An 11,670-nucleotide genomic window follows, 5' to 3' on the forward strand; every position below is an offset into this window, starting at 1 on the left:
CGACTCCCTCAACGACCTCACCCCAGTCGAGTACCGGATCATCCATCACCCGGAAACCTCTAGTTATGCGTGGACCTGATCAGGGGGAGTCGACAGACCCTACCCGGTACAAGACCTCACCTGTTCGAGCCGAGGCTACGATAATCCCTTCGAGTCGGTGCGCGAGCCTCGCCGAGTCGAGCGCTTCCATGACGATTGAAGAACTGTCCACAGCACCTAACGCCTGAAATAGGCCGAGCCGCGAAGCGGCTGGGGCTTCTTACAAAGAAGTTGACGCCTGCGAGTCAGGAGCATTGCAGTTCGTGCTCCGCCGGGGACGGGTATCCGAGTACGGCGTGCGGTCGCTGGACATTGTGGAAGTGAACGTAGCTGCGCACGTAATTGCGTAGCGCATGGTCGCTAACGAAGGCCTGGCGGTGATACATGTCGGACTTCATCGACTTGCTCCAGAGCTCGGTGTGCGCGTTGTCTCGACTCTAGGAAAACCTATTCTGACACCTTTTCCTTCCGCTTGAAGAATCTACTCTGACCCCTGTTCTTCGTCACTGTCGAGCGAGAGTGATGCGGCGAAGTCGCTAGGAAACCTACTCTGACCCCTGTTCTTCTTCAGGTCCACAAACATGTTCGTCGCATGTGCGACTTCATGCATGTGGTTGTTTAGCGCATTCATCAGAGGAAAGGAAAACGCGTCGCTGTCCGAGCGGAAATCTTCAAACGTGCCAAGGATCTCAGCGCAGGCTTCGTCGAGTGCACTCACACAGAAGTAGAGTTTGGTGAGCGCGCGACAAGCCTTGCGTCGCTTGTCGAACGCAAGCGAACCGATGTGCGTGGCCGCCTTGCCAGCGATGAAGGTGGCAATCTTTGCCGTCAGTGTGCCTGCCGTGATCATCAGTGACGTATAACACCTAAGTTAAGCCGAGACGCGTAGTGGAGCCAACCACATGGCAAGCTCCATCTGCCATGTGGTTGGTGGAACGAAGCGGCTTGGGCTTGAACGCATTGTTAGGCCTCAGCCTATTGCGCCCACTGCTCTTGAATGTGCTTCGCCACCTCGTCTGACAGGTTCTGCCAAGAAGCACTGTTGTTGGAGGCGTCCACAACGATAAGCGAATCGTTGCGGTCCATGGCTGCCCAGACCTTTGTAACAGCCGCGTCGGCAGATAGGTTGGAACTGACGTACCAAACAGACTTGTGAACCTTCGCCCAAGAGCCCAATGATTTGATCGCCTCGATAACCGATGAGTAGTCTTGGCCAGGGTTATGCAGATCGTACGAAACGAAAAGATTGTTTGCCATGTGTCCGGATCCCCAGTCGCGTCGGAGTGACGCAAACCTAGAAGACCATAGTCTTGTCGCATTACCTGAGACACCCGCATATGAGGCCTAGCGCCTGAATTAGGCCGCGCCGCGAAGCGGCGTCGGCTTGAATGAATTGTTATAACGCATGTCGATGTGCGAGTGCGCGCAAGTAGCTAGCTCCAGCCGGAGTTAACCCGTCGTCAAAGTACTCGAGCCGCTCCAGATCTTCTATGTAACCGCGGGGGAGGTCGTCAACCAAGCTGCTAAAAGCGCGCTTAATCCCAAGCGGCGAGAGCTTCATCAATTTCTCTCTTCCAATCTTGTCTATCACGTGGGAGTAAGTGAAACGGTTCATTCCTCCATCGTCTGGGATGAACTCAGACTCTGCTCTGTGCTTTCTAACCCTCTCCATCATCAGTCTCCGATTGAGCTTAGAGACCTCTTGTTGCATTTGTGCCAGCTCCTGCTCTTTTTCTTTCAGCTGGCCCGCAATCTTCTCTTTCTCTTCTTTCTGCAAATTGGATCTTTCAATGAGATCTCGAACAATCCTATTCCGCTCTTCGATTGTCTTACTGACCTCTTGCTTTTCGTCCTCAAGCTTCTTCTTTGTTTTTTCCACCTCCTCATTGCCAGTTTTCTTTCCTCCATCCTGAAGGTAGCTACGCATAGATGAGTAGCCCTCGTCGAGGTGGCGAAGTCTCTCGCCAAATCCACTCTCCATTTTTGCAAGAAGTTGGGCCACGTCGCGGGTGAACTTATACGTATTGTCGTAGAAGGTATTGCTAGTGTCCGTTGCCTTGAAGTAGAAAAGAGCGGCCAACGCAACAGAGAACAATGCAAGAAGCAAAGATAGAAGAGTTGGAAAGTCGACCGTCAATTGCAACGGAGTTTGATAGATCTTGATAGATAGAACTATCACTAAGATCAGTACGGACAGGGATCTCACAACATCCCAAAGGCTCACGCTTCTCTTTTCTTCATCAGACATCTGTGAACTCCCCCTGCGTTATAACGCCTGAATTAAGCCGACCCGCGAAGCGGGTTCGGCTTGAATGAACTGTTAGGCGCCATATAGCCACCGGAGCAGGGCAAAGATCAACAGGCCGGACAGCACCAAGGCAATCCCGAGTGCGCGAGACCATGAGTTGGGCTGCTGCGGGTGACCAAAACGGGCCATTACAGCCTTGCCGCGGATGGCGAAGGGCAGACCGGTTCCCAGGAAGGCGATACCAAGGACCCCAAGCGGCATTTGTGGCCAGTAGGAGGGAGGTTGTGCACGGAAGGCTGGTAGGAGGAACCCGAACCCGACGAACAGCGCCCCGAGGACGATAGGGAACCAGCCGCCCTGTCTGATTGTAAGTGGCTCGTCGCTGAAGATGCCCATTGGCGCCTAACAACTACTAGACCCCTTGCTGGGGGACTTTGGCCTTGTTGTACGGGGACGTCAATCGGGCTTTTCCTACCGGGATCATGCATTTGCGACGATGGACGACGGTGGCGGAGAGCCCGAGCATCGGGAGTTAGCCGGCATGGAGGCCGACCTATGCGATATGACGGCGAGCACGCCTGACTATCCCGCGCCGGGGCAGCGACCGGGCGTCCGCGCCCGTTGGACGAGGTTCGCGCCCGGTTGCGGCTGAAACACTACAGATTGCGCACCAAAGAGGCCTACCTCTACTGAATTCGACGGTATATCCGGGACAATGGCAGGCACCATCCGGCGACGCTCGGCGGGAAGGTGGTCGAGGCCTTCCTCACCCGGCTTGCGGTGCGGCAGGTTAGCTACGAGCACCCAGAACCAAGCCCCGTCGGCCCTGCTGTTCCTTTCCAGAAAAATAGGGAGAAAAATGAAACAGAAAAAACGATGCCAGGTTCACTTCTGAACGGCTGCCCCCGCGCTGGACCGCTTTGGTGACACCTACCTCACCCGCACTTCGAATACCCACAGTTCAAACAAGTCGCACACCCATCCATCAGCACTACGGCCTTGGTGCTGCACTTGTGGCACATGGTGGCGGACGGCGGGAACGAGGCGCCCTCGCCGGTCACGGCGATGTCCTCGGGGTGGTCGTCGGTGGGTTCGGGCGCGGCGGCGGCCCGGTCGCTTATTTCAGCGTTTTTTTTTGACTGGGCTTCGAACTGGCGGCGCTTCTCGGCGATGAGGGCGCGGGTGGTGTCGCTCATTTCGGGGTCGTGCATCATGCCGATGGACTTCAGGTGGTCCTCGACGATGTTGCCCAGCTCGGCCACCAGGCTGGGCATGTACACGCCGCCGGCCTTGAAGTAGCCGCCCTTGGGGTCGAACACGGCCTTCATCTCGTCCACCAGGAAGGTGACGTCGCCGCCCTTGCGGAACACGGCGCTCATGATGCGGGTGAGCGCCACGATCCACTGGAAGTGCTCCATCGACTTGGAGTTGATGAAGATCTCGAACGGGCGGCGCTGCTCGTGCTCGGTGCCGGCGTTGAGCACGATGTCGTTGATGGTCACGTACATGGCGTGCTCCACCAGCGGGGACTTGATCTTGTAGGTGCTGCCGATCAGCACTTCCGGGCGCTCGATGCGCTCGTGCATCTGGATGACGTTGTCCTCGGCGCCGGCGGTCAGTTCCGCTTCGGCGGCTTCGCGGCTCACGGAGGCGGTGGGCACATCCTTCACCTTGTCTTCGGGGGTGACGACGGCGTAGCCCTTGATTTTCTTGTCGATCCTGACGGCCATTGCTGATCTCTTGCGGTTGCGGTGGGGCGGTGACGGGGATGGTGGGCGGGCCGGTGTGCGGGGCCTCGGCCCAACCCCTCCCCCGCGAGCGGGAGAGGGGCGTTGGCGCGGTTACTTGCTTGCGGACTTCTTGGCGGCCTTGCGCGGGGCGGCCTTCTTCGCCGCCGCCTTCCTGGCCGGGGCCTTGCGGGCGGCGGCCTTCTTGGCGGGCGACTTGCGGGCGGCGGTCTTCTTCGCCGTGGCCTTCTTCGCCGTTGCCTTCTTGGCGGTGGTCTTGCGCGCGGCGGTCTTCTTGCTGGCTGCCTTCTTCGCCGTCTTCTTGGCGCTCTTCTTGGCGGTGGCCTTGCGCGCGCTGGCGGCGCGCGTGGCGGCAGCCTTCTTGCCGGCTGCCGAGCGCTTGGCGGCCTTCTTGGCGCGGGTGGCCGCGGCCTTCTTGCCGGCCGCCTTGCGGGTGGCCTTCTTGCCGGCGCGGGTGGCGGCGGCCTTCTTGCCGGCGCCCTGCTTCTTCAGCGCGGCGCCTTCGGCGGCGGCGCTGGCCTTGGCCTTGGTCAGGCTCTTCTTGGCCTTGCTCACGCGCTTGCTGACGGTCTTGCCGGCCTTCTTCGCGGTCTTGCGTGCGCTGGCCACCGCCTTGCTCACGCGCTCGGCCACCGTGCTGCCGACCTCCTGCGCCTTCTCGGCCACAGCCTCGGCCGCACCGGCGATGGTCGCCGTCACTCCGTTACCGTTGCTCATCGGGTTTTCCTCGTCGTGTTCCGGGCACTGTTGCCCGTGAAGCGGAATGTAGCGCGAAGTTTGGGCGGTGTATGCAAGGGGCGTGGCGGGGGCTCTGGTTCCCACCCCCGCTGCCGGGCGCGGGAGACGGGGTTCGCTGCGGGCGGGGGCGGTGCGGGCCGTCCTCGCCCGGCCCCGCACCCGCTGCGCGGGAGCAGGGAGCCAGGGTCAGAACTTGCCGTAATAGCCTTCCTTCAGGGCGTCGAACAGGTTGGCGGCGCTGTGCACCTCGCCGTCGTATTCGATCTGCTCGTTGCCCTTCACCTCCACCACTTCGCCGTCCTCCAGCTCGAAGCGGTAGGTGGTGTTCTCCAGGTCCTTCTCCTTGACCAGCACGCCCTGGAAGGCGGCCGGGTTGAAGCGGAAGGTGGTGCAGCCCTTCAGGCCCTGGTGGTAGGCGTAGGTGTAGATGCTCTTGAAGTCTTCGTACGGGTAGTCGGTGGGCACGTTGGCGGTCTTGGAGATGGAGCTGTCCACCCATTTCTGCGCCGCGGCCTGCACGTCCACGTGCTCCTTGGGGCTGATGTCGTCGGCGGAGATGAAGTAGTCCGGCAACTGGGCGTCGGGCGCGTCCGCGTAGGGCATGGCCTTGGCGTTCACCAGGTGGCGGTAGGCCAGCAGCTCGAAGGAGAACACGTCCACCTTCTCCTTGCTCTTCTTGCCCTCGCGGATCACGTTGCGGCTGTAGTGGTGGGCGAACGAGGGCTCGATGCCGTTGCTGGCGTTGTTGGCCAGGCTGAGGGAAATCGTGCCGGTGGGGGCGATCGAGCTGTGGTGGGTGAAACGGCTGCCGGTCTCGGCCAGGGCGTCCACCAGCTCCGGGGCCACCGTGGCCACCTGCTGCATGTAGCGCGAGTACTTGGCATGCAGCACCTTGCCGGGGATCTCCTGGCCCACTTTCCAGCCGTCGGCTGCCATCTCCGGGCGCTTGCGCAGCATCTCGGCGGTCACGGCGAAGCGCTCCTCCATGATCGGCGCCGGGCCCTTCTCCTGCGCCAGCGCCAGGCCCATCTCCCAGCCGGCCACGGCCATCTCGCGGGCCACGCGCTCGGTGAAGTCGCAGCTTTCCTTGGAGCCGTACTTCATCTTCAGCATGGTGGCGGTGCTGCCCAGGCCCAGGAAGCCCATGCCGTGCCGGCGCTTGCGCATGATCTCGTCGCGCTGCTGCTGCAGGGGCAGGCCGTTGATCTCCACCACGTTGTCGAGCATGCGGGTGAACACGCGCACGACTTCCTTGTATTCCTCCCAGTCGAACGTGGCCTGGTCGGTGAAGGGGTTGCGCACGAACTTGGTGAGGTTCACCGAGCCCAGCAGGCAGGCGCCGTAGGGCGGCAACGGCTGCTCTCCGCATTGTCCAGTCACCAAACCATTGAAAACAACGGAGTTTTGATCCGGCTGCGTAGTATCGAACACGGCGTGCTCGCCCACGTACTCGATGCTCTCGATCCGCGAGGCGAAGCGCTGGGTCTTGCGCAGCACCTTGTCCTGCGCCCAGTTGGCGTACTTGTCGTTCTTGGCCGGCAGCAGGAAGCCGATCTCGCGCATGAACTGCTCGCGCGACTCGCCATCGACGATGAGTTCGTACTGCGCCACGCACTGGTAGCTCTGCTCGCCGCCACGGCCGTTGGGCATGGTCTTGGCCTGCGCCTCGCGGCGCTTGCGCACCCGACAGAACACGCCGAAGTTGGCCAGCAGCATCTGCACGTCCTTGAGCAGGCTTTCCTGGCTGGACGCCAGCCGCACCGAGCAGCTCTGGCTGCTGGAGGAGATGTTGACGGTGCCATCGGTCTGGAACAGCGCGCGCAGGTAGGCGCGCACGCAGTCTTCGCTGCCGCGCCACACCACCTCGGGCACCTTGAGCTTGGTGCTTCGGGTGAAGCCGTAGTGCTCCAGCAGCCGGGCCAGCATCACCGAGCGGATGAAGACCTGGTTGCGTTCCGGCACGGCGACGGGCGCCACCGTGTAGTTGCGCGAAGCGTGCAGCGACGCGCCCGCGATCAGCGTGTTGACGTAACCGGCCACCCGGTCGGCCAGGGCGCGGTCCTCGCCCCACAGCGTGACGATCGCGGCCTCCTGCCCCTTGCCCCGGTTGGTGAAGTGGCCGTCGCCGGTCAGCAGCCCCAGCAACAGGCCCAGGTCCTCGCTGCCGTCGGTGCCGAACTGGCCCTTGCCGGACTGCACCAGCAACCGGTCGCCGAGCTGCAGCTCGCCCAGCTTCAGCTTGCCGCGCTCGGTGTAGAAGTCGTGCCACTCGGTGGCCTTGATCTCGTAGCCGTCCTCGGTGCGCACCCGGTACACGGGCGCGCGCGGCGCGGTCATGAAGGCCGGCTTGGCGGGACGCGTGGTGACGCCCCTGCCACCGTCCGGCAGCGTGCGCATGTCGACCGTCGCTTCGATGGCCTCGCCGCTGGCGTACAGCTCGCCGATCGGCACCATCCCGTGCTGGGTGGCCAGCCGGGTATCCGCCGTCACGCACGGGTTGGTCGCGCGAATGTTCTCGCACCACCAGTTGTTGTTCATCTCGTTGACGCGGTCGATCAGGATGAAGCCCGGCTCGGCGTAGTCGTACGTCGAGACCATGATCATGTCCCACAGGTGGTGGGCGCGGATCTTGCCGTACACGCGGCAGGCGACCAGGCCATCGTCGCGGACGATGTAGCCCTGGTGCTGCGGCCACTCCTTCCAGATCACCTTCTCCGGGTCGGCCAGGTCCACGTCGCCGGCTTCCTTGTCGCTGATCGGGAACACCAGCGGCCAGTCGGCGTCGTTCTCCACCGCCTCCATGAAGCCGTCGGTGATCAGCAGGCTGAGGTTGAACTGGCGCAGCCGGCCGTCCTCGCGCTTGGCGCGGATGAAATCCTTGGCGTCCGGGTGGCTGATGTCGAAGGTGCCCATCTGCGCGCCGCGGCGGCCGCCGGCGGAGGACACGGTGAAGCACATCTTGTCGTAGATATCCATGAAGGACATCGGCCCGGAGGTGTACGCGCCGGCGCCGGCCACGAACGCGCCCTTGGGGCGCAGGGTGCTGAATTCGTAGCCGATGCCGCAGCCGGCCTTCAGCGTCAGCCCCGCCTCGTGCACCTTCTCGAGGATGCCGTCCATCGAGTCGCCGATGGTGCCCGAGACGGTGCAGTTGATGGTGCTGGTGGCGGGCTTGTGCTCGAGCGCGCCGGCATTGGAGGTGATGCGGCCGGCGGGGATGGCCCCGCGGCGCAGCGCCCAGACGAAACGGTCGTACCAGTACTGGCGCTTCTCGGGGTTGGGCTCGGCATCGGCCAGCGCGCGTGCCACGCGCTGGTAGGTGCCGTCGATGTCGGCGTCCACCGCATCGCCCTGCTTGGTCTTGAGGCGGTACTTCTTGTCCCAGATGTCGGCGGACGCCGGCTGCATCGGAATCTCCGTTGCCGGGTCCTGCTTCACCGCCTCCAGACGAACCGTGCTCATGCTGCTTGTCTCTCCTGCGTTTGCGGCGGGTCGTGCCCGCCCTGTCGTTATTGTCGGTACCGGCGCGCCGGGCGCGGCGACGGCAAAGCGGCGGCGGCGTGCGTTACGCCCCGCGCAATTCCCGGGTTTTCGTGTTGCCGATCACATCTTTCCCGCATCCGGCGCCACCCCCATGGCCACTGGACTTTTCCAAGCAAATCCCCATTACTTGGGCCACGTACACTCCGGCAACCCCAAGATGTAGTGGCGAACGGGGGCTCAAGCTACGCCCGGAGGTGGCGGAAGTCAACTCCACGAAGGGCCAAGAACACCGATCCGCGGTTTCGCCGCCGTTGAGCCCCGTTCAGGCACGATAGGCGGGTCGGCGGCGTTCCGCGCCGGCCGCCTTGAAGGGGCCGGCGACTGCCGCATTTCACGTACCAGCCACCGTCACTACGGGATAACCAGCCCTCCATGCGTCCACTGCCCACTCTCCTCGCCCTCGTCGCTGCGGCCGCGTTCGGCGGCCTGGCCGCGGTCGCCATCGGCGACGGCCTGCGCGCGCCGGCGCTGGCGCAGGACGCGCCCGCCCCCCTCTTCCAGACCCCCGCCACCGCGCCCGCCGGCGCCCGCGAGGTGCCGCCGGGGCTGGTCGGCAGCGCCGCCCTGCCGATGGCGGTGGACGGCCAGCCGCTGCCGTCGCTGGCGCCGATGCTCGAGCGGGTGATGCCGGCGGTGGTGAGCGTGCATACCAAGCAGCGGGTGCGGGTGAGCCCGTTCGGCAACGACCCGTTCTTCCGCCGCATGTTCCCGGAGCTGAGCCAGGAGCGGATCGCGCAGTCGCTGGGCTCGGGGGTGATCGTGGATGCGCGCAACGGCTACGTACTGACCAACCACCACGTGATCGAGGGTGCCGACGAGGTGTCGGTCACCCTGGCCGACGGCCGCACCCTGCAGGCCGAGTTCCTCGGCTCGGATGCCGAGACCGACGTGGCGCTGATGCGGGTGCCGGCCGAGAACCTGACCGAAGTGCCGCTGGCCGACAGCGGCATGCTCAGCGTGGGCGACTTCGTGGTGGCGGTGGGCAACCCGTTCGGGGTCGGGCAGACGGTGACTTCGGGCATCGTCTCGGCGGTGGGCCGCAGCAACATCCCCGGGGTGGGCTTCCAGAACTTCATCCAGACCGACGCCAGCATCAACCCCGGCAACTCCGGCGGCGCGCTGGTCAACCTGCGCGGCGAGCTGGTGGGCATCAACACCGCCAGCTTCAACCCGCGCGGCAGCGAGGCCGGCAACATCGGCCTGGGCTTCGCCATTCCCTCCAGCCTGGCCGGCAGCGTGATGCGCCAGCTGATCGCCAACGACGGCGTGGTGCGCCGCGGCACCCTGGGCGTGGACACCCAGACGGTGGACGCGCGCATCGCCGACGGCCTGGGGCTGACGGCGCCGCGCGGCGCGGTGGTGACCCGGGTGCACGCCGGCTCCGCCGGGGCCGAGGCGGGGATCCGCACCGGCGACGTGATCGTCGGCGCCAACGGCCAGCGCGTGGACAACAGCGAGACCCTGCGCAACATCCAGGGCCTGCAGGCGATCGACGCGCCGCTGACCCTGGAGCTGGTGCGCGACGGCCGCACGCTGGAGATCAGCACGCGCCTGCGCGAGCTGCCGCGCGACGGCGCCAGCTACGATCCGCGCCTGGCCGGCGCCACCCTGGCGGACCTGCCCGAGGCGCTGCGCCGGGCCAGCAACCGCGTCAGCGGCGTGCTGGTGGAGGCGGTGGAGCCGGGCAGCCGCGCCGCGCGCAACGGCCTGCGCGGCGGCGACGTGATCCTCGCCGCCACCGGCGGCCAGTTCCACGACCTGGCCGGGTTCCGCGCAGCGCTGGCCAGCGCGCCCGACGACGTGGTGCTGCTGGTGCAGCGCGGCCGCAGCCAGGGGCAGGTGCAGCTGCGCTAGGCCGCCGGCGGGACAGCCACCGGATCATCACCCGGCACCCGTCATCCTTGCTCCACTCGCATCCGCGACGACGTACCCGGGACGACCCACCCCCCGACACCCCGCAACATCCCCGACAACAGGAGACATCGCGATGAGCCCCACCTCCACCGACAACGTCAAGAACAGCCTGGGCGAGGCCGGCAGCCGCCTGAAGCAGGCCGCGCACGACGCCGGCGATGCGATCAAGGGCGCCGCCGACGTGGCCGGCGACGAGCTGCGCCTGGGCAAGGCCAACGTCAAGGCGGACCTCGCCGACAGCGCCCTGTCCGGGCTGTCCGCGCTGGAAGGCCTGGGCGAGGCCGGCCGCGAGCAGATGGACATGGTGCTCGACAAGGGCCGCGACCTGGTCGACAGCGCCGCCGACCTGATCCGCGAGCGCCCGCTGGCCTCGTTCGGCGTGGCCTTCGCGGCCGGCTGGATCATCGCCAAGCTCGCCCGCACCAAGTAATCCGGCGCCGCGGGGAAGGCAGTGACCGAGGAGCAGCGCAAGCAATCCACGCCCGGGGACGACGAGGCCGACGCCGGCAAGCCGCCGCACCTGGACGAGAGCGTGCGCAGGGTCGGCAAGGCCGGGCGCGAAGTGCTCGGCTCCGGCCGCGACACCGGCCGCGCGCTGCGCAAGCTGGTGGCCGCGGACCTGGCGCTGGCGCGCGGCGCCACCGGGCGGGCGCTGTTCTGGGCCGCGGTGGGGATCATCTTCGGCGCCTCGGCGTGGCTGCTGGTGATGGGCGCCACCGTGGCGGTGCTGCAGACGGCCGGCCTGTCCTGGCTGGCCTCGATCTCCATCGCCGCCGGCATCAGTCTGGCGGTCACCGGGCTGGCCGCCTGGCGGGTGTTCGTGTTCTTCGAAATGGCCGCACTCAAGGCCACCCGCCGCCAGTTGGCGCGATTGGGCTGGTTCGACGACAGCGAAGACGATGACGAGGACGGTGACCCGCCCGTTGCCGCGTCCACTGCAGGGACCGCCCCGGCCGCTTCGGCGCGCAACGGGAGCGTCGCGTCATGAGCATCAAGCGCCTCCAGCGCCGCGTCGAGCGCTCCGAACTGCTGGTCGACGGCCGCATCACCCAGACCCGCGAGGGCTATCGGAGCCTGCGACGGCAATGGCGCGAGGCGTGGTCGCCGGGGCGGATCGTGGTGGCCGGGTTGCTCGCCGGTTTTGCGGCCGGCAGGTCCGCGCCGGAGCGCGCGATGAAGAGTCTGGGCCGGGTCGGCAAGCAGCTCGGCGATCCGCGCTGGCTGCGACTGATCAGCTCGATCGCCGGCCTGCTGACCTCGATCCAGGCCACCGTGGCCGCGGCGCGAGCCAAGGACGCGGCGCAGACCGCGGACGACGCCGCCGACAACGCGCAGGAGGCGAACGAAGAGGTCGCCGCCGGCGCGGGGTCGGGGGCGCCGGCCGCGGGAACGGCCGGCGCAGGGGCTGCCGCCGCGCGGCCGGCGGAAGGCGTCGAAGGC

11 protein-coding genes are annotated in these 11,670 nt (G+C 65.5%); 4 read left to right on the forward strand and 7 right to left on the reverse strand.

Annotated elements, in window-relative coordinates; genetic code table 11:
- Positions 1 to 284: 284 nt before the first annotated feature.
- The 7 genes from H0E84_RS20785 to H0E84_RS01635 all read right to left on the reverse strand — a co-directional run bounded on the left by H0E84_RS20785 (position 285) and on the right by H0E84_RS01635 (position 8,235).
- Entirely contained in the window at positions 285 to 437 is a 153-nt protein-coding gene (locus H0E84_RS20785) for an IS3 family transposase (protein ID WP_180676879.1), read from the reverse strand.
- An 83-nt stretch (positions 438 to 520) separates the two neighbouring features.
- Entirely contained in the window at positions 521 to 889 is a 369-nt protein-coding gene (locus H0E84_RS01610; RefSeq protein ID WP_180676880.1) for a hypothetical protein, read from the reverse strand.
- A gap of 125 nt (positions 890 to 1,014) precedes the next feature.
- Positions 1,015 to 1,296 (reverse strand): hypothetical protein, encoded by a 282-nt coding sequence (locus H0E84_RS01615; RefSeq protein ID WP_180676881.1) that lies wholly within the window; start codon positions 1,294 to 1,296, stop codon positions 1,015 to 1,017.
- A 139-nt stretch (positions 1,297 to 1,435) separates the two neighbouring features.
- Entirely contained in the window at positions 1,436 to 2,287 is an 852-nt protein-coding gene (locus tag H0E84_RS01620; RefSeq protein WP_180676882.1) for a hypothetical protein, read from the reverse strand.
- Between the two features lie 935 nt (positions 2,288 to 3,222).
- Positions 3,223 to 4,017: a TSCPD domain-containing protein gene (locus tag H0E84_RS01625; RefSeq protein ID WP_180676883.1), complete on the reverse strand. Its 795-nt coding sequence runs from the start codon at positions 4,015 to 4,017 to the stop codon at positions 3,223 to 3,225.
- A 111-nt stretch (positions 4,018 to 4,128) separates the two neighbouring features.
- Positions 4,129 to 4,752: a hypothetical protein gene (locus tag H0E84_RS01630; protein ID WP_180676884.1), complete on the reverse strand. Its 624-nt coding sequence runs from the start codon at positions 4,750 to 4,752 to the stop codon at positions 4,129 to 4,131.
- Between the two features lie 207 nt (positions 4,753 to 4,959).
- Entirely contained in the window at positions 4,960 to 8,235 is a 3,276-nt protein-coding gene (locus H0E84_RS01635) for an LAGLIDADG family homing endonuclease (protein WP_180676885.1), read from the reverse strand.
- 453 nt (positions 8,236 to 8,688) lie between these two features.
- Between H0E84_RS01635 and H0E84_RS01640 the strand changes: the two genes are divergently transcribed.
- The 4 genes from H0E84_RS01640 to H0E84_RS01655 all read left to right on the forward strand — a co-directional run.
- A complete protein-coding gene (locus tag H0E84_RS01640) occupies positions 8,689 to 10,170 on the forward strand; it encodes a Do family serine endopeptidase (protein WP_180676886.1) in 1,482 nt (493 codons plus the stop codon).
- Positions 10,171 to 10,303: 133 nt separating this feature from the next.
- Positions 10,304 to 10,660: a hypothetical protein gene (locus H0E84_RS01645; protein WP_180676887.1), complete on the forward strand. Its 357-nt coding sequence runs from the start codon at positions 10,304 to 10,306 to the stop codon at positions 10,658 to 10,660.
- A gap of 21 nt (positions 10,661 to 10,681) precedes the next feature.
- A complete protein-coding gene (locus H0E84_RS01650; RefSeq protein ID WP_345776248.1) occupies positions 10,682 to 11,218 on the forward strand; it encodes a phage holin family protein in 537 nt (178 codons plus the stop codon).
- Positions 11,215 to 11,670, forward strand: a 456-nt coding sequence (locus H0E84_RS01655; RefSeq protein ID WP_180676888.1) for a protein sip-5, incomplete at its 3' end; no start/stop codon positions are given. The genes H0E84_RS01650 and H0E84_RS01655, both read left to right, overlap by 4 nt.

The organism is Luteimonas salinisoli (genome assembly GCF_013425525.1).
Classification (GTDB): domain Bacteria; phylum Pseudomonadota; class Gammaproteobacteria; order Xanthomonadales; family Xanthomonadaceae; genus Luteimonas; species Luteimonas salinisoli.

Coding starts and splice junctions, on each gene's coding strand:
- H0E84_RS20785 (WP_180676879.1), bottom strand. CDS start 437: ATGAAGTCCGACATGTATCACCGCCAGGCCTTCGTTAGCGACCATGCG.
- H0E84_RS01610 (WP_180676880.1), bottom strand. CDS start 889: ATGATCACGGCAGGCACACTGACGGCAAAGATTGCCACCTTCATCGCT.
- H0E84_RS01615 (WP_180676881.1), bottom strand. CDS start 1,296: ATGGCAAACAATCTTTTCGTTTCGTACGATCTGCATAACCCTGGCCAA.
- H0E84_RS01620 (WP_180676882.1), bottom strand. CDS start 2,287: ATGTCTGATGAAGAAAAGAGAAGCGTGAGCCTTTGGGATGTTGTGAGA.
- H0E84_RS01625 (WP_180676883.1), bottom strand. CDS start 4,017: ATGGCCGTCAGGATCGACAAGAAAATCAAGGGCTACGCCGTCGTCACC.
- H0E84_RS01630 (WP_180676884.1), bottom strand. CDS start 4,752: ATGAGCAACGGTAACGGAGTGACGGCGACCATCGCCGGTGCGGCCGAG.
- H0E84_RS01635 (WP_180676885.1), bottom strand. CDS start 8,235: ATGAGCACGGTTCGTCTGGAGGCGGTGAAGCAGGACCCGGCAACGGAG.
- H0E84_RS01640 (WP_180676886.1), top strand. CDS start 8,689: ATGCGTCCACTGCCCACTCTCCTCGCCCTCGTCGCTGCGGCCGCGTTC.
- H0E84_RS01645 (WP_180676887.1), top strand. CDS start 10,304: ATGAGCCCCACCTCCACCGACAACGTCAAGAACAGCCTGGGCGAGGCC.